Origin of the sequence: Leisingera thetidis (assembly GCF_025857195.1) — a bacterium.
GTDB classification, from domain to species: domain Bacteria; phylum Pseudomonadota; class Alphaproteobacteria; order Rhodobacterales; family Rhodobacteraceae; genus Leisingera; species Leisingera thetidis.
The window spans coordinates 369,817-391,406 of sequence record NZ_CP109787.1 but is presented as its reverse complement, the minus strand read 5'-3'; the positions used below and the strand labels follow the sequence as shown (position 1 = coordinate 391,406).

Below are 21,590 nucleotides of genomic sequence, written 5' to 3'. Positions count from 1 at the left end.
GGACCTTTCCATGCCGCAAACCGGATCAAAACTCGTTGGCGTGCAATACATGCGCGCGCTGGCGTCGGGCATGGTGCTGATCGGCCATGTCATCGCCGAGGCCGAGCATTATTTCGGAACCGGGCTGACCGCCGGCCTCATCCCCTGGACCCGCGGTGTCGATATCTTCTTCGTGATCTCCGGCTGCATCATCATGGTTTCGGCGCAGAAGTATTTCGGCTGCGCGGGCGGGATGCGGCACTTCCTGCGCAACCGCTTTGTCCGGGTTGCCCCGCTTTACTGGTTCTTCACGACGCTGATGCTGCTGGCCCTTCTGGCGCTGCCGGGCGGTGCCAAGGATACGGTGCTGGACTGGGGCCAGGTGGCGACCTCCTATCTGTTCATCCCCTACGAGCGCTATGACGGGCGGATCGCACCGGTTCTTTCGCTCGGCTGGACGCTGAATTACGAGATCTATTTCTATGCGCTGTTCTCGCTGGCAATCCTGCTGCCGCAAAAGACCGGGCCGCTGGTGCTGGTTGCGGCAATGGCCGCCGTCAGCCTGGCCGGCTGGGCGGCGGCGTTCGACGCGGCGCCGCTTGTCATCTGGTCCAATCCGCTGATCCTGGAGTTCTGCTTCGGGGTGCTGCTGGGCCATGTCTACCTCCACCATTGGCAAGGCCGCACAGGGTGCAACGGGCTGGCGCTGGCGCTGCTGGCACTCGGCTTCGCACTGATGACCGCCCTCAATGCGGTGGAGGGGCTGCACCGCACGCTGTCAAGCGGGCTGCCGGCCGCGCTGATGACCGGTTCGATGGTCTTCCTGTGGCACCAGCCGCGGACAGCGGACAGGCTGTCGCGCCTGGGGCTGCTGCTTGGCGATACCTCCTATGCGCTCTACCTGTCGCACCGGTTTGCGCTGCGGCTGCTGACGCTGGGGCTGCTGCCGCTGCTGCCGGCCGGAACCGCAGGCGGCTGGATCTTTGTCTTCACCGCCTGCGCGGCCGCGGTGGCCGCCTCGGTCCTGGTGCATTTCCGGATCGAGAAACCGATGCTGCGGTGGTGCACCCGCCGGCCGCAGACCGTGGCGGCCTGAACGATGGCACAGGGCAAGCTGAAGGGGCAGGCGTTCTGGTCCGTCGTGCTGCAGTTTTCCCGCTTCGGCGGCAATGCCGTGGTGTTTCTGGCCATGGCGCGGTTTCTCACCATTGAGCAGATCGGCGCCTTCGGCATGGCCTATGCGCCGATCCGCTGGACCCAGGCACTGCACAAGGCGGGGATCTCCAACAGCGTGGTGGCAACCATCCGTGACAAGGGCCGGGAAACCGCCGGAACGGAAGATGGTCCGGTCTTCACCGCGCTGTTCTGGCTGTCGCTCGGGCTGAGCCTGCTGGTCATGGCAGGGCTTGGCGGTCTCGCTCTCCTGCTCGCAGCGGTCCAGGATCAGGAGCAGCCGATCGCAGAGATGATGCTAGCCATGCTGGCGGTGCCTGTGGCCCTGGGCCTTGCCGCCGTGCCCGAGGGGCTGCTGCAGAAACGGCTGGAGATCCGCTCGCTGGCGCTGCGGACCGTCACCGCCCAGTTGCTGGCCGCCGGGCTCGCTGTGGGGCTGGCGTTCGCAGGGTACGGAGGCTGGGCGCTTGTCGGTTTTGCCACGCTGAATGCGGTCCTCAGCAGCGCGGTCTCGATCATCATGGCGGGCTGGAGGCCACTGTCCGGCCCGAAGTGGCACATGATCCGGCAGGAGATGCCGCGGGCGATGACGATTGCCGGGCGCGCGCTCATTGCCGGCGGCACACGCCCGCTGATGCAATTCTGCATTGGCCTTTTCCTCGGGCTTGAGGCGTCGGGCGCGTTCCAGATCGCCCAGCGGATCTACCAGATTATCGACGCGCTGTGCCTCGCGCCGATCCGGTTTCTCGTTCTGCCGCTGTTTGCGCGCGCGCGGGAAAGAAACGGCGGCGCGCTGCCCGGCGATGCCGTGCTGACAGGCCTGAAGACCGCTGGCGCCGTGACCGCGCCTTTCTATCTCGGCACGATTGTTATTGCCGCACCGGCGCTGAACCTGATCATCGGACCCGAGAACGCGGCCCGCAGCATCCTGCCGCTGCAGATCCTCTGCCTGATGGGGTTCAACATCACTCTGGTCACGATCCTGACGCAGGCGGCCACCGCAGCGGGCCACCCGGGCATCCCGCTCCGGCGCGCGGTGATGGCCCTGCTGCTCACCGCGGCACTGGGCCTGCCCGCGCTGGCGGTCTCGGCCGAGGCAGTGACGCTGTGCTTCGTCCTCGCGGCCTATGCCGCGCTGAGCGGCTACCTGAAGAGTCTCAGCCGGGTGCTCGGCCTGCCGGTCCGGGCCATGCTGGGCGCGGTGGCGCGCCCCTATCTCGCCGGCCTGCTGGCCGCCCTGCCCCTCGGCGCGGTCACGATGACGGCGGACCTGCGCCCTGCTCCCTGGGCCTGGGCGCCGTTGCTGCTGGGGGCCGCCGGGCTTTATGCGCTCTGCCTGGGGATTTTCGTGCCGCAGGTCCGGAACCGGTTCCTGGCCCGCAAGGGGTAACAGCCAATGGGCGCCCTCCGGACCGGGCACCGGACGGCGGCGGCTTCAGCAGTTCCGCATATGCAGCAGCCGGCCCGTTTCTGACAGCTCTGCCGTGCCGGCCCCGGTGTACCAGCGCTCCAGCAGCGGCGCCGTCACCCGGGCAACGGTGGCGGCCTCCCCGGCATCCAACTGCGCAATGCTGTGCTGGAAAATGGAAGAGGAATCCCGGAAAAAGTCGTGCACGACCCCGGTCCTGGCACCCGCCTTGCCCGAGGCCGTGGAAGTGGCAATGACATGATTGCGCGTCCGGGGCGTCCAATCCAGTCCGAGATGGCGGTAGATCCGTTCATAGTGCGCTACCGGATCGGTGGAGATCTGTTCATGAAACACAGGAATGGCGGGAATGCCCTGCGCCAGCAGGTGTTCCATCTGCCGTCCGATGGCCAGCCAGATGTAGGCGGCATGTTCGGCCCAGCTGAGACTGGCCGGATCGGCGTCCATCAGTTCCGGCAGGAAGGCGGCACACAGGTCCTTCTTCCCGGTCAGGGGAGCCACGGTGAAATTCCACCCCAGACGCTTGAGGCTGCCGACGAAGGACACCGGATGCCGGACCAGGAAGAAGATATCCATCTCGCGCATGCGGTAGAGCGCTTCCGACAGGAAGACGGCAATAGGATCCTTGATCAGCGAATACTCCGCGCGCGCGTTCAGGCGGGCTTTCATCAGGGCCAATTGGTTGCCGCCGAAGAACAGCGTCTTGAAGATCGTCTCCGGCAGCTTGTCCCGCTTGCCGTGAACCGTCTTGAGGGTGAACTCATAGCGGAAAAGCCGGTCCAGGATCTCCCGGTCCGGCGCGGGCATCGCGGCGGGGTCCGATCCGTACATGTAGCGCTCGGTCACGGCCGGAATGCCCGCATCAGGATTGAAAGGCTCAATCAGGCTGTTGACCCGGCGGTCCAGCGCCAGGATCTCGCCGAAATAACTGGTCCCGCTTCGCGGGGCACCGGTCACCGCCAGCCAGCGGTGGCGGGCCGGGTTGCTACGCATCAAGCTGCGGTGCATCATCTGCAGCGCCTCCTAAATAATATGCGGGACCGGACCGGCAGCGCGGGGCGCTTGGCGGACGGGAACCGGCAACAGAATGATCACGCGGCCTTTTTCCGCAAGGACTCGCGCAGAAGATGGGCCAGTTTGCGCGGGACGCCCGCCAGAGCCCATTGGACCCCGCCCAGCGCCAGGCTGGGCAGCACCGCCATCAGCCGGTAACCCGTGCGCCGGCCGTCGGAATACTGTCCCAGATGCGCCCGGCACAGGAAGTTGATGCAGGCGATCTCCGTGCCCGTCAGCTCGCCGAGGTAGGCGGACAGGCGCTCCGGGCTGGGCGGGGCCTTGGTCAGGGCGTGCTGCCACAGTTCCTGGCGGGGCGTATCCGTCCCCTTGTAATAGTCCAGCATTTGCGGATCGAACGGCAGCTCCAGCCCGGCACAGAGCGCCCGCAGGCTGTCTTCGGTGCCAGTGACCAGATCATGGTAGCGCAGCACCAGCAGCCGGCTGTCGGCGCCGGCGCGCGCCTGGGCCCGCACCGCCTTGTTCCAGCGCCGGGCAACGCGGATGGTGTTGAGCAGACTGTTGAAGCGGCCGTCGCGCCTGGTGAGCTTCTTCTTTTCCGAGGCCAGCACCGCGCGCGGGTCGCGGATGATATGCACTACCTGGCCGCGCGGGAACAGCGTCCAATAGGCCGCCAGATGCTCGATCGAATTGGGGTTCTTGACCCCGCAACGGACGGCCCCGGGCTTGTGCTTGCGCCGGTAGGCTTCACAGACAAGCCGGATGGCATCGGCAAATCCGACCGGCGCCTGCATGGTCCCGAAAACGGCGCGGATATCCTCCGGTGCGATCTCCCAGAATTCGAACCGGGTGACGGCCATGAGATCGGCGAGGAAGCGGTCCAGATGCTCCCGGATGTCCCGGGTCTGCCCATAGGTTCCGGCCAGGGCCTGGAAAAAGTCGCACTCATATCCCACCGCCAGCCCGGAATGGGCATTCAGGATGGTGCGCAGCAGCGTGGTGCCGGAGCGCTGGCAGCCCACGACCAGAAGCGGATCTTGAAGGGCGGGCAGTGTGGTGTCGCCGGTCATAATGTTCTTTCGCTACGGTTCCGGAACCCGCGGCTCCGGCAATCTGAAACAATCTGGTTCAAAGAATATGCCCCAGCAGCCGGTCTGCACTGGCGGCCCAGGAGTACTGTTCTGCCCGCAGTTTTCCGGCCCTGGCAAGCGTTTGCCGCTCCGCCGGGCTGCGGGCCAGGAAGCTGCGCAGGCTGCGCGCGATATCGCCCGCGTCTTCGGGATCGAAATACTCAACCGCATCGCCCAGCACTTCGGGCATGGCGGTGCTGTTGGAGGACAGCACCGCAGTGCCGAGTGTCATCGCCTCCAGCGGCGGAATGCCGAACCCCTCGTAAAGCGATGGCCACAGGAAGGCTGCGGCATTGCTGTAAAGGCTCTGCAGCTCGGCGTCCGAAACCCGGCCCAGCAGCCGGACGCGGTCCGAGGCGGCGATGCCGGCCTGGGCGACGCCGGGCGCGAAACCGCCCGCCACCACCAACGGCATTGCCACGTCGTCCAGCTGTGCCAGGGCGTCGATCAACCGGGCGATGTTCTTGTTGGGGCTCTGGTTGCCGGCCGCAAAGAGATAGCCGCCGGCCTTCAGCCCGTGCCGGGACAGCACCGCCGCGTCGCCCGCCGCCGTGACCATGTGTTCGGCGCTGTTGTAGATAACGTCAAAGCGTTCCGCGGGCACCCCCAGGCAGCGGCCCAGCTCGCCGGCGGAGAAACGGCTGACGGTGGCCAGCTGCCGCACCCGCCGGGCCAGCAGCGGCCGCATGGTCTTGTGGAACAGCCGGTAGCTTTTCGGGAACGCGTCGGGGAAAGCCCAGATGTTGGCGTCGTGAATCACCAGGACCTGATCGCGGCAGAGCAGCGGGCCGGAGCCGCAGAGGCTGACCAGGGTGCCCTTGCGGGCACGCAGTCCCAGCGTCATCTGCTCCCAGGCGTGACCTGTTCTGCCCGCCAGCGGCGCGGGTTTCAGAACGCGCCAGTCCGGCGGCGCAACCAGCTCCGCCCCGGCCGGGTACCAGACCGGCAGCGGGCCGAGGCGCGCAGCCAGCTGCGGCTCCTGCGCCAGCCTCTGGTCGAGCGCGCCAAGCACTTCCCGCGCATAGCGCTGCACGCCGGAGACCGGCTGCACCAGGAAGCGGCCGTTGATGTGAATGTTCCGGCGGCTCATCGGGCGGCCTCCGCATCAGGGACGGAGGCGTGTTTTGCCGCCATGGCCCGGTAATAGTGCTCCGTGGTGCGGGCGCCGAGGCGGTCCAGTTCCCAGTCGGAGACATCCGTCGCGCGCGCGCCCTGCGCCAGATGCTGCAGCGCGGCCCGGTCCAGCAGCAGATCCCGCAGCTTGGCCGCCGTATCCTCCATGACGTCGGGATCGGAGACCAGGCCGTTGACCCCGTCCGCCACGATCTCTTCGATGCCCGGCAGATCGGCCACGATCACCGGGCGGCCGGCGGCGATATACTGCACCACCACCCGCGGCAGCCCCTCGCGCTCCGAGGTCAGGACACACAGGTCGGCCAGAGCGATCAGCGCCTCCGGGTCGGTGCGGAAACCGCAGAAGACCACATTCTTTTCCAGTCCCAGCCCGGCCGCGGCCGCGCGCACCGCCGCCTCATGCGGCCCCTTGCCGGCGAACAGGATGCGGGTGTCGGGGATGTCGGCGCGCACCTTGGCAAACGCATGCAGGAACGCCTCGTGGCGCTTGCGCGGCTCGAAGGCAGCCAGCATCAGCACCACCGGCGGGCGGGTGCGGGTTCCCGCCGCCGTGCCGAGCAGCGCGGGCCAGTCCTGCGGCAGATCGGGATCGCGGAAGGGCGACAGGTCCATGCCCGAGTAGACAGCTTCGGCGCTGCCGCAGATCCCGGCCTCGACATATGCCTGGCCGACGCTGCGCGACACCGCAAGGAACAGGTCGGTGCGCCGGGCGGCGATTTTCTCGCTGGCAATATAAAGCGCTCGTTTGAGAGGGCTGACCCCGTCGAAGGGAATGATGTGGATGCCATGCACAACCAGCGCCTCCGGGGTGGCCGCTGCGGCCAGCCGGCCAATGATGCCGGCCTTGCTTTGGTGCGTGTGGATGACATCCGGCTGCAGGCCGCTCAGCAAATTCCTCATCTGCCGTACGGCGCGGAAATCCTGCAGCGGCTTGATGGGATGCAGCAGCCCCGGCAGCTCGGCAAAATCAATCAGGCTGCCGAATCTGTCCTGCCAGTACGGATCGGGATCCGGGCCGTGAACAACGGTGACACGATGGCCGCGGCGGGCCTGCCAGAGGCACGTTGCGATTGTATTTTCTTCGGAGCCTGCGCGGAGCAGGCGGGTCAATATGTGAACAATATGCATGAGCACCCTGACATGCTGTAAATAAAACTCGAATTCGTCCTGGCCTTGTTCTTGTTCCGAAGAACATGTCAGGCGCATGAAACCCGCCCCCCTGGCCCGCGCTGGCGGACAGCCGGGCAAGCGGCGCGGAAACGGTCAGCTCCCGGGCTGTGAAAACTTGAAATGGCTTCCCCGGCGCGGGGCCTGTGGCGATGGCTTGCGTTTTGTCCACCCGGCTATGAGCCATGTGAACAGCAGAATGGCGGTGAAATTCGCATTGGCGAAGTAGGTCGTATGAGTGGACAGGGCAAAGGCGGCGGCGAAATGGCTGTAGGCGGCCGCCCAGAACACGCTTTCCGCGCCCTTGTGGAACACGAAACGGCTGAGCGCCCCCAAAGCCGCAACATAGACGGCCGCGCCGACGGCGCCGAAATCCACATAGGGCATTACGAAAATCGACCAGGTGCCGCCGCCCCGCACCGTATTGATGCGCTCCAGCTTGTCCGCCAGCAAGTTTTGAAAGAACCCGTCTGTCTGCGTGAAGAACAACAGAAACCGGAAGGAAAAGTACCCGTAGGAATGCTCGGACTCCGGCCCCTGGTTCAAGGGCAGGAAGGAATTCATCAGGTCATTGGTAAAATAGAACACAAGCTTCTGCAGGCCGATGGCCGTGGCGCTGGCGTCGATGGATGCATTGGAGAGCGCTTCGCGCAGCGTCCAAGTGGTCAGGAACAGCCCGATTCCAAGCGGAATGTACTGCACGCCAACCAGCCGCCGGTGCACCATGCAGGCCGAAAAATAGGCCCCCATGATCAGCAGCACCAGCAGCAGGCGCTGCGACATCACTATGGGCAGGACCGTCAGCAGAGCCAGGTCAAGCATCAGGGTGAACAGGCACAGGCGGCGGGCCGTCCGAGACATCCCGCCAGCCCTGGAGTTGGCCGCCAGCAGCGCGGCGGCCAGTGTCCCGGTGCTGGGCAGGGCACCGTACAGCAGCCGCATCCCGGTGAAGAGCTTGTTGCCAAGCAGCTGTTCGCGTGCCTCCAGAACGTCGAGCTGCACCATGATGACAAGCGCCCTGAAACCGCCCAGCTGCCGCGCTGTCAGAAGAACCCAGAGCAGGACAATGGCGACGATGGCAAGATTGATGGCAAAAGTGGCCCGGGCCGCCTGGTCGAAGTCCGTGCGCAGGTCAAATGCCCTGGGCCGGGCCGGCAGTGAGACCGCGGCAAGCTTGCTGCCCAGCACGAAAACCAGCAGCATGAGCAGAAGCCAGAGCGAGGCGAGCGGGGTAATCGCTTCGGCGATGCCTCCGGACAGGGCGTTCTGGCGGCGGATGAAATAGAGCGCCAGCTCCATGCTGTCGGGAAACGCCAGGGGCAGCAGCCCTATGACAAGCGTAACCGCCCAGATCAAGACCACCAGGGACACAGGCGAGATGATGCGGAGCGTGCAATGTGTCATTCTTTACCTTGCCTCTCTCCTCGGGGGGCATGTTGAGCCGCCAACGGATGGCGGCAGGCGGCAGCGGCGTCAGGCGGGTTTTGGCGTCGATACGATCCGTTCGCAGAGGACGGACCAGTCCTGCACCGAAGGATCGGAGGGGGTGCGCTCCATCGTGGCGAGCTTGTCCAGAGCGCCGGCCATGCTGTCCCTGGACCCTGGGGTATATCCTACGAGGCCCGGCACATCCGGGTCGCAGATGCGGGCCGGACCTGCCATGGGCAAGCCGTAATACCGGTATATCAGCATCCGGTTCGACTGGGCGGTCTGGTACTCCACCCCGGGCTTGTCGAGATAGGGCGCCAGGCCGAAATCGGCGTGTTTCACAAAGGCGGCGGCAGTGCTGAACGGCACTTCGCCATGAAACACAAGATTGGGCGGTGCATCTGCAGGAACGCTCCGCAGCCGCCCGAGAATGTGGAATGTCCAGTCCGGCCGCAGCTCTGCCATCATGCGCATGCTGTCAGCATCGAACTGGGTGGTGCCGGAGCAGACCGCCTGGCGCTTGCCGGGCACCCGCGCCGGAAAAGGATCGGGCAGATCGCCGTCCAGAACATCCTTGGCGACCCCCATGGGATCGATGCGCAGGCTGCCCAGATGCGAAAACCGGCGCGCCAGGAACTTGCTGGCGACACTGATGCGGTCAAACAGGGGGGCATGTTTCATCTCGGCCCTGGCCAGGAACCCCGGCACGCCGTGCACCTTGATATCGTCGCTTACGCGGTAGACCATGGCCGCATCCGGCGCCATGCGCCGTACCATCGGCGCGAGCATAACCTGCGGCCCGCTTTCGATGACCACCAGATCTGCGCCCCTGAGGTAGCGCGGCAGCCTGCGCGCCCAGAACCACGGGAAGCTCTGATGCAGCGGCCGCAGAAGCTCGTCAATCAGCGGTTTCCTGACGCTGAAGGGGTGCAGCGGCGAGAACGCGAAAAAGGACGTCAGGCTGTCATCATGCACAACCTCCCCCACCGTCGGGCTGCCGGTCTCGAGCTGCTGGAAACGGCGGTCGCCCCGCAGCTTCGACACCCAGCTGTAGCCGGTGGTCACCATGGTGACATGCCAGCCGTCTGCCCGCAGGTTGTCGCTCAGCCACAGGATATTGCCGCGCCGCTTCTGGATCGGGAAATGGCCCGTCAGGATAACCGCGCGCGGTTTAGGCATGCTGCGCCCCCCGGTGCTGAAAGGATGAAAGAAATGTCTGCCAGCCGTCATGAATATCCGTCCCAAAACCCGAAACCGTCAAAAGAACCCCAGGGCACCGCCCGCGGCGGTGCCCTGGGCAAGCCTCGCCATGCCGCTTAATCGGTCACCGCATTGATGGGCGTTGCGATCAGCGAAGGCGTGATCTGGGACACCACGCGGTCCCAGCGCGTTACCGGGTTCTCGGCAACAAAGATGATATCGTCCGGACGCAGTTCGAACCTGGTCGCAACTGTCAGATTTGCGGCATTTCTGGCGTCCATATGCCACGCTGTCACCGCGCCGAATTCGCGGACGTGATCGGAGGCCCGCAGCACATAGACCTCGGAGACATCGCCGGTTTCCTTGGCAATGCCGCTCCCGGTCTCGAACAATGCATCTGCCAGCGTCGCCTTGCGGTTGAAGGGCAGCGTATACCGGCCCTGGCTGCGGACTTCGCCGCTGAGATAGACATAATCCCGCTCCACCGCGTCCAGGTCCAGCGCCTGGGTGAAGTTGCCGCGCCGCTCGTCGAGGTCGGCCCGGCGCAGATTGACTGCTGCCGTAAGCTCTGCCAGCGCCGCCTGCCTGCCTGTCAGCGTTGTCTGCCGCAGCTGGATCTGCTGGGCAAAGTAGCGTTCGGCACGGCCGAGATCGAAGTCGGTGTCGACAAACACCGAGTCGCCCGCCAGCAGGTTGAGGCGCTGCAGGTCGGAGCGGGAGTAGAGATCTTCCAGCGGGATCTGGTACATGGTGCCGTCGCGGTAGATCCGTACCGAGCTGACGTCGATGTCCGCAACCGAGACGGACCCTGAGGTCGCCAGCGCCTCGCCCAGAGTCAGCGGCGTCAGGGTGATCGGCAGCACCCCCGGCTGGCCCACGGATCCGCCGATGGAGACCCGGCGTGAGTTGAATTCCGTGATCTCCAGGCTGAAGGTCGGGTCGATCTGGTTTTCCACCAGGCGCTGGAACAGGATGGCCTCCGCCTCGTCCACGGTGAGGCCTGCAATCCGCACCCGGCCGACGTCCGGGATATTGATCGAGCCGTCATCCTGCACGGTGTAGCCGTTGCGGCTGTTCTGGGCCGCCAGCAGCCCCGAGAGTTCGGCCACGGTGCCTTGCGTCGAGGGGGTGGACAGCACCACCACGTCACCGGTGCCGATGGTATAGGGCCCCGGGTCCACGTTGGGCGGCGGGTCCAGCCGCAGCCCCTGGCGGCTGCCATCCTGGGTCGAGGGCGGGCTGGGCAATGCTCCCGCTCCGCGCGGGCTGGCCCCGGCGCCGGTGCCTGCGGAGATCTGGAAGACGGCGGGCAGCGTCCGGGGCTGGTAGACCGCGCGGTTGGCGACCAGAACGGTTTCCGCCGTCATCGCAACCACCCGGACCTTGCCTGCCTCAGACACGCCGGCCTTCACCGAAGAGCTGCGGTAGATGGTGGAGCAGCCGGAAATCAATCCGGCCAGCGCCAGAGCGCTGAGGGCAATGGAAAAACGGCGCACGATGCGTCCTCCAATAACTTTAAATTCAAATCTCATCCGGCACCGCCTTCATGAAAAGGTTGCCAAGGAAACTGCCGGTCCACTGCGACGACTGCGCAAGGCCGGGTGCGTCCTGCCGCACCCAATAGGTATTTGTGAAGCTTTCCGCCACCCCGTGGCAGCGCTCTTCCAGCTTGTCTGTTGCAACCGGCAGGCCGCGCAGGAAAATGTCCTCCGTCCCGAGCCGTTCCACCTCGCATTTGTAGGCGTGCAGCTCAATCTGGTCATTGCCGTTCAGAAAACTGTGGAACCGTTCCGCGACGCCCTCCCGCCCGGCCAGTACCAGATCCCTGCTCTGGCCCGCGTCCGAGGCCGCAAGACCGGAGCCGAACCCCTTTGCCGAGGTGAGAAAGCCCTCCTCCAGCGTGATCGATGCCCCATCGGCGCTGAGCCAGGTCTGCACACCGTCCCGCTCCGCCTCCAGGAGCATGACACCGCTCAGGTCCCGGCTGGGAAAGCCGACCTCCAGCCGCGGCGGGATCGGGCGCACCGAAGCCAGCGCATGGGCGCGCGGATGGAACCGCGGCGCGTCAGGCTGCAGCGCCCCGCGCAGCAGGTCGAATTCATCCTGCGCCTCGCCGCAGGACAGCAGCATGAGGCAGATCAGGGCTGGCAGGCGTGGTTTCATCGCAGGAACCTCCCCCATCCCCGGACCAGCTGCTGCGCGCGCGCCTCTCGGGTCACGCCATACAGCCGGTTGCGCACATTGAGCCGCGCGCCGCCGTCCCGCAGAACCGGGCGGATCACCTGGGCCAGCTTGTCGCGCGACGGGCGGCCGGTCAGCCAGGAAACCGGGATTTCCAGCCGGATCCCCTTGTCAAAGGAGCCCTCGCCGAAGTCATCGAAACTGACCGAGGTCAAGGTGAAGAAGGCCCCGACCTTGAAGCCATTGGAAAATTCCCGGTCAAGCGTGACCGTGGCACCGTAGTCGCCGGCAAGGTACCTGCCTGCATCCACCTGCACATGGTATTCCCCCGGCAAGTCGTAATAAGCCGACACATGGCCAGTTGCGACGGCGTAATCCTGAAAGCCGAACAGCACATCGAAATCGCGCTGCCTCACATAATTCGCCTCCGCGCCCAGCGCGATGCGGCTGTCGGCGGGAAACCAGAGCAGCTCGGCCGACAGGCCGCCATACATGGTTTCCAGATACCCCAATGTGGTGCGCGCATAGAGATCGGCCCCGGGCCGCCAGAGGTATTCGGCAGTCAGATGTTCGACCCGCATATCGGACTGCTGGGCATAAAGCCCCCAATCCGAACGCACCCGCTGGATCACCGAATTCGACGGCCGCTGGCTGTCATCCAGATTGCCGGCCGCAGGCTGGCGCAGGCTGGCGGACAGGCTCAGCCCCGGAGCAACGGCGTAATCCAACCCAAGCCGGACACCGATCTCATAGCGCAGCGGCGCGTCAGGATCAAAAAACGAGGCCTGCAGGTACGGGCCGAAACGGTAGCTGAAATGCGGGAAGGCATCGGTTGTGAAACCACCCGCCACCAGCGGGATGCTGTCGGAGATCTCGGCCCGGGCAAAGCTGCGCCAGGCACCGTCCGGGTCATGCTCCAGCTCGTAAAGATCCTCGCGGGCGATGCGCACGGAGCTGAGCGGCACCCCGTTTGCCATCAGCGCTATGTCAAAGCTCTGCACCTGCGGCGGCTGGCTGTTGGCCAGCACCCGCGCGGTGCGCCCGATCGCCTGCGCTGCCTGGCCGTAGGTGCCGTTTTCCACTCCGGCGCGCAGAGTTCCGCCCGTTTCCTCGAGGTAAACGAGCCGCAGGCCTTCCTGCTCGAGAGCGTGTGCCACGGCCTGCTGCCTGCGGCGCGGGCTGCCGGTCTCCTCCGGCAGGTTCCAGCTGGCCAGCGCCACCCGGTCGATGGGCAGCAAGGGCGGCGGCGCGGCTCCCTGCCCGCCCGGAGCCACGCTTTGGCGCGGGTCGGCAAAATAGGTATAGCTCAGCCCCAGGGTTGTTCCGTACATATAGGCGGCGGTCAGCTGTGAACCGTTCCTGAACCGGTATTGAGCACCGAAGTTGAGCGGCGAGCGGGCGTCGAAGCCGATGTTGGCTTTTTCCCGCGTGTACAGGTCCGGCGAAAGTTCAGCCAGCAGAAGCAGACGGTCATTGTATTGCCAGCTCAGCCCCCCGAACAGAGCCGCATCGCCGCGGAACCAATTGCCGAAATCAAGCTGGCCGGTTTCGGAAATCCCCCCGGCATTCGACGCGTCGCGCGACTTGAACCGGCTGGACAAGATCCCCAGCGGGTTCGAAAAACTGCCCCTCCCTGCCAGGCGGCCCCAGCCGATGCCGCCTGAGACCTGCAGCCGGTCCCGGACGGTCTTGGTGGCAACAAGATATTCTGAGGCGTAGACTCCGGTACCGCCAAAGTCCCGCAGGCCAAGAGCCAGCGCAGGGGATTTGCGGCCCTCCTCGCGCAGCAGGAAGTGGAGGTCGAAGCTGCGGTCATAGCGGTTGCGGGCGCCGTTGCGGTCGAAATCCTCGATGACAGCATACCGGAAACTGCCGTGCACCCATGGCAGCATCTGGAAGGTCATGGTGGCCCGCAGGGTCCGGTCCAGCATCCCGCTGGTAAAAACCAGCGTGCCGTCAGGATACATGCCGGCCGCAGGCGTCTCGATCAATCCCGGCGTGCCATAGGTCGACGTGCTTTGCGCTTCGGCCTGCAGCGGAGCAGCAGTCATCAATGCCGCCAACAGCAAATGCCACCCCTGAAACATCAATTTTCTCATAACGTTTAAAGAAATCAACTTTTGCTGCTCCCCATTACCCCCTTTTCCGCGGGCTGTCCCGCAGACAGGCGAAAATGGACAAAATGTCTCGCCTCTGTGGCGAATCTGCCGGTCTCATTTCGCTTTTGCGGCGGCGGTGCAACCCCTGCCGGGCCGAAAATCCGCACCGGAGAAGGTTGCAGCGTCCGGCGGCGGCGCTTCCGCCGTAAAGCCACCAAAAAAGGGAGAAATTCCGGAGGATGGATGCTGCTTTTGCGCAGTGCAGCATTCTCAGCGCGAACAGGGCATGTTAGATTGCCGCTGAATAGGTTTAGGAGATTGACGATGATCAGGATTACCCTTCTGGCACTGGCCCTTTCGGCACCCGGCGCCTACGCTCAGGAAACCGTCGAACCAACCGCACCGGCCGGCGGCGGGACTGCCGGAGCAGGCGGCGCGGCGGCAGCTGCGGAAGCGGCAGGCGTCACCGGCTTCGTGCCGCTCGTGGCGCCGGCGCTGGGCACTGTTGCGGCGGCCGCCGGACTGGCAGCCGCTGGCGGCGGCGGCGGCTCGACCCCCTCCACCACCAGCACTGTCAGCACCAATTGACGCAGCTCCGGTTCGAGCAAATGCAAAACAGGCGCGGCCCATGCGGGACGCGCCTTTTTTGCTGCCTGCCGCTGCCGGAGGAGCTTCAGTTGGCGTAGTACTTGGACGTGTAATCGCCGTAACTGTAGCCGTATTGCTTCATCCGCCGGGTGTTGATCTGCCCCAGGATCATTCCGGTCAGGCGCTGGTTGTCGGTATGGAACAGGCGCAGTGTTTCGGCCACCTCCTGCTCGGACGTGGCATTCCACTTCACCGCCAGCAGCACCGCATCCGCATTGCGGGCGATCAGGCGGGCGTCGGACACGACCAGCACCGGCGGCGTGTCGATAAGAATGACGTCATAGCTCTGCCGCAGATCGCTCAGCATGTCGCGGAACCGGTCGGAGGCAAACAGATCGGCCGCATTGGCTGACGTTCGTTCCCCTGCCAGGATGTCGCAGCCCAGCAGTTCATCCTTGAAGATGGCGTCTTGGGCCAAGGTCTCTCCCGCCAGCACCGAGACAATGCCCTTGGGCGGCAGGCTGCTGAGCTGGGCAGTCATTGTCCGGCGCCGGATGTCCCCCTCGACCAGCAGCACCTTCTTGCCGATGCCAACGAAATTCTGCGCCAATGCCAGAGAGTTGGTGGTCTTGCCTTCCCCGGGCAGAGAGGAGGTCATGACCACGACCTGCGGCGGATTGTCGACATTGGACAGCATCAGCGAGGTGCGCAGATTGCGCACAGCTTCCGCTGTTGCGGAAGACGGTTTGTCTGCCAGATACTCCAGAACCTTGCGGCGCCCGCGTGCCGGAAAGACCGGGATTTGGCCCAGCACGCTGTAGCCGGTGCGCGCTTCCAGTTCCTTGACCGAGCGGAACCCGCGGCGCCTGTACTCCTGCAGCAGCACGATGCCAATACCTGCAAGCGTGCCGAAAATCCCGCACATGGCGAGGATCAGGGACTTGTTCGGGGAAGACGGCCGGCTCGGGACAACAGCGTTTGACAGCAGGCGGCTGTCGGCTTTCTGAATGCCCTCCTGAGCCGAGGTTTCCTTGAGACGCGTCAGGAAATACTCGTAAAGCAGGCGGACCGCCTCAGCCTCCCGCGCATGCTGTTGCAAAGTGATGAGGTCTTTGTTCTGCCGTGCGATTTGCGCCGTCAATTCGGCTTCCGAGGCGCGCAACGCAAAAACCTGCTGCGCCTGGCGCGCAACCTCCAGCTCCGCCCGGGTCAGCAGGCGGGCAAAGGCAGTGTCAAAATCCGCGCCGGAACCGGGCAGCCGGCCGGTCCCGTCCCGGCTCCGCGCCAGCAGGCGCTGCAGCTGAGGATCCTCGCTGGCGGCTGCCTGTGCATCGCGCCCGGTGGCTGCTGCCAGCGTCTCCAACCGTGTCCGCGCTGCCTGCTGTGCCGCTTCTGCGGTCGCAATACGGTCACGCAGTTCCTTGAGCTGCACTTCCTGGAGCTGCAGCGCCTCGGCAGAAATCAGATTTGTGGACGCGTTGAACTGGGTAAGCTTGGCCTCGGCTCTCTCCAGTTCGCCCTGCAGTTCGGCGACCCGGCCGGACAGCCACCCGGTGGCTTGTTCCGACGCTTCGAATTTCACCGCAATCTGATTCTTTATGTACAATTCCACAATGGCATCCGCGATGCGTGCGGATTTCCGCGGGTGCTGGGTTTCCACCGTAACCTGCAGCACAAGGCTGCTGGGAATATTGCGCACCCGCACCGCATCCAGCAGCGCCGAAATCACATTGTCGCGGGTCAGTTTCTGCTGAAAGCCGTCGTCACTGCCGCCGGGCAGCGGGTCATTGCCGCCGAACACCGAGATGACGGCGGCTTTGACCTTGGCCTTGGCCGCGTCCAGGCCGGACGGCACACGCAGGCTGGCATTGAATTCCGGGTCCTGGACGAGATTCAGACTGTCGGCAACCTTGCCCATCAGGCGGCGCGACCGCAGAACCTCCAGTTCAGAGTTGATCTCGTACACGTCTCCGGACAGGCCGGTCACGACGCTCTCCAGGCCGGCCACGTTCTGCTGGTCGGTTTCCAGGATCACCACCGCCGAAGACCGGTAAAGCGGCGTAAGGACGCCATAGGCATAATACCCCCCCAGAAGAATGCTGAGAGCGGCGGCCAGTGCAACGATCCATTTCCCGCGCCAAAGCGCCCACAGCAGAGCGCCGAAGGAAGGGCTGCCATCGTGCTCCGCCTCCTCCCGTGCTGCCCCTTGCGGCATAACAGGAGAAGGATCGTTCAGAATAATTCGGTTCATAATCTCAATAGTCCTAGTACCGGGGCACCCGTCATCGCCGTCCTTAACCCTGCAGGCGATCCTTCGAAAGCGATTTCCACCTCCCGCTGCACCCGGGACGTTTGTCAGCCGGCCTACTTGCCCGTGCCAACCAGCACGGCCGACGCTGTTTGAGCAATGATCTTCAGATCCAGCCAAAAGCCGCAGCTGGTCAGGTAAGCCGCATCCATCTCCACCCGCTCGTCGTAACTGATGTCATTGCGGCCGGAGACCTGCCAAAGCCCGGTGATGCCAGGCTTTTGCGCCAAATAAACCGGCAGCCTTCTGCCGTATTTCTCCAGCTCCTTGGTGACAACCGGGCGGGGTCCGACAAAGCTCATCTCGCCCTTCAGCACGTTCCAGATCTGGGGCAGCTCGTCGAGGCTGGATTTGCGCAGGAAATTTCCAAAACGGGTGATCCGCGGATCGTTGGTCAGCTTGTGATCGCGGGCCCATTCGGCGGCAGCCTCCGGGCTGGCTTTCAGATGCGCTTCCAAACGCAATTCGGCGTCGGCCACCATGCTGCGGATTTTCCAGCATTTGAACGGTTTTCCGTTCCGGCCGACCCGCACGTGCCCGAAAAAACCGGGCCCGCGGTCCCGGCGGACAATGACCCACAAAACCAGAACGACCGGTGCGAGGACGGGCAGCAGAAACAGAGCGAAGACAATATCAAAGCCCCGCTTTGCAACTCTGGCGTAAAAGCCTGCCCGCGCGCGGCCCGGCGTCCCATACGCAACTGCGTTTTCGATAGGATGAGAGGTCAGCGCTAGATCTTGCATCATCAAATACCTTTAAATTTTAACAATCATGAAGCCAGCACCCCTAAAGAGGTAGTTCATGAGGCTCAAATATACCCACGGTGTAATAAACTTAAGTGTAATTTTTACGAATATTGAAACTTTGCTAACGTTTAACGATCGCAGTGGCAAGGCAGGAAGCCGCACCCGGCGGCGGGACGCCGCACCTTGCTCAACGGCCCTGGCCAGCCCGCTGGTGCAGGGGCGCGGCCAGTCCAGCGGCCTTTGCCCTGCGGATCCGCGTCCCCAAAAAGATCAAATCCCTGCGGCAGTCCTGCCACTTGGGCGGCAGCATGCGCGAAACGGCCCGGCGTCAATTCACGACAGGCCGCATGTCCGCAAATCGCAGCGCGGCCAAAGGCGGCGGCCCGCCCCTTGGAACCGCCGTGCGGTCCGAGGCTCCCTGGCCCGCTACAGCTGCACCGTTATGAACCGCGGCGCACCGCCATCCAAACAGACCGCAGACAGTATCCCGGTGGCATATGCGCCGGTATCGATGGAGATCCGGCCGTGCCCCGAGGCCGCGCGGTCCACGATGGTGTGGCCGTGCACCACCCAGATGCCGTCACGCCGCGGCGTCCTCAGAAACTCCGGATGCCCCCACATCAGCGTATCCCCGGCCTGCTGATCCGGTGCGGCGCCCGGGTCCGCCGCGGCATGGACCGCCAGGACAGTGCCCGACAGCACCGAGGTTTCCAGCCCGGCCACCCAGGCCATCAGCTCTTCCCCCATGGCCTCCTGCAGCTGGTCGCGGCAGGCGCAGAGCTCGTCTCTTGCCATCTGCGGGCGCACGCCACGGATCCCAAAGGAGGCCAGCGTCTGCAGCCCGCCGTTGCGGATCCAGCGTCCGCCCTCGCGGCCGGGATGCTGCAGAAAGCGCAGCAGCATGTCCTCGTGATTGCCCATCAGGCAGGTCAAGTCCTTGCGCGCGCTCAGGCAGTGCAGCACACCGGCGCTCTGTTCGCCCCGGTCGATGTAATCACCTGCCAGGACAATCCGGTGATCCTGCGGGACTTGCGCCAGCATTTTCTCCAGCAGCGGCAAGCAGCCATGCACATCCCCGATCACGCAAAGCGGCGTCTGTGGCGCCGGATCCGCAAAGGATGCAGCTTTCCCGAACTTCCCGAACAAGGATGACAGCATAGTGAGCAGCTCTCCCATTGGCCTGCTGGATGCAGCGGCCCCCGGTGCGGGGCGGCGCGCCGGGGGTCGATGGCGGGGCTGTGATAACGGCCTGCCCGCAGCAGGGCAAGCCGGAGCGCTCAGGCCGAGCGGCAGGCGGGAATACCCATCTGGATGATTTCGCTGCCTCTCACCTTGTAGACGCCGGAAATCCGGTTGCGGCCCGTTTCCATGAACCAGACCTTCAGCGGCTCCGGATAGTAATCCGCCATCACCTTGCTGAAGTAGTCGAAATCCTTTTGCGCCAGGCGGCGGCCGCTGCGGGACGGTCCATGAAAGCCAAAGACGGTGTCAGGGTCTACGCAAGTGTCCGGCAGGCCGAGGAACATCGTGCAGGTGGAAAAGCAGACCCGCCCGCGGATTTCGACCCGCACGCCGCTGCGCTGCAGGTTGCCCAATTCAATCAGGCGGTCGTGCAAAAAACCGCCGCGGTCGGTGCCCACAACATAGGTTTGCTGCGCTGCTGCTGCTGCGGGCAGCAGCGTGGCCAATGCCAGGCCGATGACAGTCACGGCCTTGCGCAGGAAAGAGCGGGCAAACCCCGGAATGGACGCTGACAGAAGTGCAGTATTCGATGCCGGCATGATCTGATCTCCAAAGCAAATGACAGGCGTTGGAGACTGAGTAAGAAACCGGTGCGGGCTGAGCGGGTTCCGGTTGTGGCAAAATTGCGCAGCTTTTCAACATTTTAACAGGAAAATTAGCTAAATTAGGCTAGCCTTTGCCGAAAAATTGAGAGGTGCCTGACATAGGTCGCCGCGCAGGTCATGATCACTGCGCAAGGCGGCATGAAGCACGAAGGGGCACGTGGCCGAAGCGCCGGCGCACCGGCTCAATGGTGCGCCCTGCTGCTTGCACAGTGTTTCTGCCCTGGCCTGCGCGGCACGGCAACTACGCTCGGCGAAGCGGAGAATTGGCCGGCCGGTATTGCCTGATTGACGTGCTGCAACCTGCTGGCTGCGGTGGTTATTGCAGCGATGACGGAAGGAAGAGCGCGATCTGCGGGAAGGCGATCAGTGCGGCGGCCATCAGCAGCATGACAGCCACGAAGGGAATAGTTCCCAGCATCACCTCGCTCATTTTCCCGTTCTTGCGGGCCCCTTGCACCACATAAAGGTTCAGACCGACAGGCGGTGAGATCAATGCCATCTCGATCAGCACGATCATCAGAATACCGAACCAGATCACGTTGTAGCCCTGTTCGATGATCAGCGGCACGATGATCGGAATGGTCACCACCATGAGAGACAGGGTTTCGATGAAGAAGCCCAGCACGATGTAGATGCAGACGACGACCAGGATCGTCATCAGCGGCGACAGGCCCAAGCCGTCGAGGATCGACTTCAGTTCGGCGCCCAGGCCAGCCGAGGCCAGCGTGAAGTTCAGGAAGGACGCGCCGATCACCACCAGCATGATCATCGAGGTGATCTTGATGGTGCCCACGACGCTTGCGCTGATCATCTGAACCGAGACACCGCCAAAGAGCGCCGCAATCAGGACCGCCCCTGCCACCCCCACGGCAGCGGCCTCGGTCGGGGTGGCCCAGCCCTTGTAGATCGTGCCAATGATGGCACCGAACAGAATGACGATCGGAACCAGCTGCACCAGTGCGCGGATCATTTCAGCAACCGGAAAGACCCGCCGCACGCCGCCCAGTCCGGGACGCACGATGCAGATCAGCACCGTCACCAGCATGAAACCCAGGGCCAGCAGCAGGCCGGGCAGCAGGCCGGCAAGGAACAGCTGCGGGATCGAGGATTGGGTCAGGAAACCATAGACGATCAGGTTGATCGACGGCGGGATCATGATGCCCAGCGTGCCCCCGGCGGCAATGGCGCCGGAAAACAGCTTGGGGTCATATCCCAGCTTTTCGGCCTGCGGCATGGCCACGGTTGCCACGGTCGCAGCGGTTGCCACCGAGGATCCGGAGATTGCCGAGAACATGGTCGACGTCGCCACATTGGCGTGCACCAGCCCGCCCGGAAGCCACGACACCCAGCGGTCAAGCGCCGCATAGGTCCGGGTGGCGATGCCGCTGCGCACCAGGATCTCGCCCAGCAGCACAAAGAACGGAATGGCAATCAGCGTGGCATTGTTCGAGGTGGACCAGACCAGATTGCCCAGTCCTCTGGTCAATGGAAAGGGGCTGAAGAAGGCATCAATCCCAAACCCGAGAAGGAACAAAACGATGCCCACGGGAATCGAAAGGGTCAGAAGGGCCAGCAGCCCGATGGAAACAGCCGGGATCATGTGTGGACCTCCGCCTCGTCTTCGCCGAAGGTGCCGATGGCGGCCTCGGATTGCGCGAACTCGCCGCGCAGCACCAGCAGGACAGCCGCGAACAGGGTAAGCCAGGCCACAATGGCGAACCAGAGCCATCCGGCAAACCACGGCAGTTGCACCAGCGCCAGCGGGGTCTCCAGCGGCGTGTTGGCACGCGAGCCGTTGCTGAGCGACCGTTCGGCCACCGGCCAGCAGCGGACCGCAATCACGGTGATCGTGCCGGACAGGATGAACATCGAAAACAGGTCGAACAGGGACCGTCCCAGGGCGCCCGCGCGCCCCCGGAGAAAGTCGATGCGGACATGGCTGAGTTCAAGAAGCGCAAAACCCATGCCCCAGGATGTCACCAGCGCCATGACATAGCCGCTGATCTCATCGGTACCGCCGAGAGAGGCCCCCAGTTTCCTGATGACAATCTCGACCAGAATGAACACGACGCAGACCAGCAGCAGGAGGCCGATCAGCACCGCCACGCCTTTGTTCAGCCGCTTCATCAGTGCCAGTATCTTCTCAGGCATCGGAGCGCCTCCCTGTTTT

18 protein-coding genes are annotated in these 21,590 nt (G+C 64.3%); 3 read left to right on the top strand and 15 right to left on the bottom strand.

Features of this window, described 5'->3' with window-relative positions; genetic code table 11:
- Positions 1–10 precede the first annotated feature (10 nt).
- Positions 11–1,075: an acyltransferase family protein gene (locus OKQ63_RS01935; protein WP_264212292.1), complete on the top strand. Its 1,065-nt coding sequence runs from the start codon at positions 11–13 to the stop codon at positions 1,073–1,075.
- 3 nt (positions 1,076–1,078) lie between these two features.
- Complete coding sequence (locus tag OKQ63_RS01930; RefSeq protein ID WP_264212291.1) at positions 1,079–2,542, top strand: oligosaccharide flippase family protein; 1,464 nt, start codon at positions 1,079–1,081, stop codon at positions 2,540–2,542.
- Positions 2,543–2,587: 45 nt separating this feature from the next.
- Here OKQ63_RS01930 and OKQ63_RS01925 read toward each other — a convergent pair whose 3' ends face one another.
- From OKQ63_RS01925 to OKQ63_RS01885, 9 genes are all read right to left on the bottom strand, one after another.
- Complete coding sequence (locus OKQ63_RS01925; protein WP_264212290.1) at positions 2,588–3,589, bottom strand: sulfotransferase; 1,002 nt, start codon at positions 3,587–3,589, stop codon at positions 2,588–2,590.
- Between the two features lie 80 nt (positions 3,590–3,669).
- Positions 3,670–4,662, bottom strand: a complete 993-nt coding sequence (locus OKQ63_RS01920) for a sulfotransferase family protein (protein WP_264212289.1) — start codon at positions 4,660–4,662, stop codon at positions 3,670–3,672.
- Between the two features lie 58 nt (positions 4,663–4,720).
- Positions 4,721–5,812, bottom strand: coding sequence for a glycosyltransferase family 4 protein (locus OKQ63_RS01915; protein WP_264212288.1), 1,092 nt, complete (start codon positions 5,810–5,812; stop codon positions 4,721–4,723).
- Positions 5,809–6,984: a glycosyltransferase gene (locus tag OKQ63_RS01910; protein WP_264212287.1), complete on the bottom strand. Its 1,176-nt coding sequence runs from the start codon at positions 6,982–6,984 to the stop codon at positions 5,809–5,811. Before OKQ63_RS01910 ends, OKQ63_RS01915 begins: the two co-directional genes overlap by 4 nt.
- A 135-nt stretch (positions 6,985–7,119) precedes the next feature.
- Positions 7,120–8,427 carry an oligosaccharide repeat unit polymerase gene (locus tag OKQ63_RS01905; RefSeq protein ID WP_264212286.1) on the bottom strand — a complete coding sequence of 436 codons (1,308 nt, stop codon included), beginning with the start codon at positions 8,425–8,427 and terminating at the stop codon, positions 7,120–7,122.
- A gap of 69 nt (positions 8,428–8,496) precedes the next feature.
- The gene (locus OKQ63_RS01900; RefSeq protein WP_264212285.1) at positions 8,497–9,630 is read right to left on the bottom strand and encodes a GumK N-terminal domain-containing glycosyltransferase; all 1,134 of its coding nucleotides are present in this window, start codon (positions 9,628–9,630) and stop codon (positions 8,497–8,499) included.
- Positions 9,631–9,767: 137 nt separating this feature from the next.
- Positions 9,768–11,183, bottom strand: a complete 1,416-nt coding sequence (locus OKQ63_RS01895; protein WP_264212284.1) for a polysaccharide biosynthesis/export family protein — start codon at positions 11,181–11,183, stop codon at positions 9,768–9,770.
- A complete protein-coding gene (locus OKQ63_RS01890; RefSeq protein ID WP_264212283.1) occupies positions 11,173–11,814 on the bottom strand; it encodes a YjbF family lipoprotein in 642 nt (213 codons plus the stop codon). The genes OKQ63_RS01895 and OKQ63_RS01890 overlap by 11 nt, the downstream gene beginning before the upstream one ends.
- Positions 11,811–13,883 carry a YjbH domain-containing protein gene (locus OKQ63_RS01885; protein ID WP_264212282.1) on the bottom strand — a complete coding sequence of 691 codons (2,073 nt, stop codon included), beginning with the start codon at positions 13,881–13,883 and terminating at the stop codon, positions 11,811–11,813. The genes OKQ63_RS01890 and OKQ63_RS01885 overlap by 4 nt, the downstream gene beginning before the upstream one ends.
- Positions 13,884–14,255: 372 nt before the next feature.
- On the opposite strand from OKQ63_RS01885, the gene OKQ63_RS01880 reads away from it, so the two are divergent.
- Positions 14,256–14,519, top strand: a complete 264-nt coding sequence (locus OKQ63_RS01880; RefSeq protein WP_264212281.1) for a hypothetical protein — start codon at positions 14,256–14,258, stop codon at positions 14,517–14,519.
- Between the two features lie 85 nt (positions 14,520–14,604).
- Here the strand turns inward: OKQ63_RS01880 and OKQ63_RS01875 are convergent, their stop codons facing one another.
- The 6 genes from OKQ63_RS01875 to OKQ63_RS01850 form a co-directional block, all read right to left on the bottom strand.
- The gene (locus OKQ63_RS01875) at positions 14,605–16,770 is read right to left on the bottom strand and encodes a GumC family protein (protein ID WP_264212280.1); all 2,166 of its coding nucleotides are present in this window, start codon (positions 16,768–16,770) and stop codon (positions 14,605–14,607) included.
- A 113-nt stretch (positions 16,771–16,883) separates the two neighbouring features.
- Complete coding sequence (locus tag OKQ63_RS01870; RefSeq protein WP_264213859.1) at positions 16,884–17,570, bottom strand: sugar transferase; 687 nt, start codon at positions 17,568–17,570, stop codon at positions 16,884–16,886.
- Positions 17,571–17,999: 429 nt separating this feature from the next.
- Positions 18,000–18,731 carry a metallophosphoesterase gene (locus OKQ63_RS01865; RefSeq protein ID WP_264212279.1) on the bottom strand — a complete coding sequence of 244 codons (732 nt, stop codon included), beginning with the start codon at positions 18,729–18,731 and terminating at the stop codon, positions 18,000–18,002.
- A gap of 119 nt (positions 18,732–18,850) precedes the next feature.
- Positions 18,851–19,354, bottom strand: coding sequence for a hypothetical protein (locus OKQ63_RS01860; RefSeq protein WP_264212278.1), 504 nt, complete (start codon positions 19,352–19,354; stop codon positions 18,851–18,853).
- 382 nt (positions 19,355–19,736) lie between these two features.
- Positions 19,737–21,020 (bottom strand): TRAP transporter large permease, encoded by a 1,284-nt coding sequence (locus OKQ63_RS01855; RefSeq protein WP_264212277.1) that lies wholly within the window; start codon positions 21,018–21,020, stop codon positions 19,737–19,739.
- Positions 21,017–21,571, bottom strand: a complete 555-nt coding sequence (locus tag OKQ63_RS01850) for a TRAP transporter small permease subunit (protein WP_264212276.1) — start codon at positions 21,569–21,571, stop codon at positions 21,017–21,019. The genes OKQ63_RS01855 and OKQ63_RS01850 overlap by 4 nt, the downstream gene beginning before the upstream one ends.
- Between the last annotated feature and the right edge of the window lie 19 nt (positions 21,572–21,590).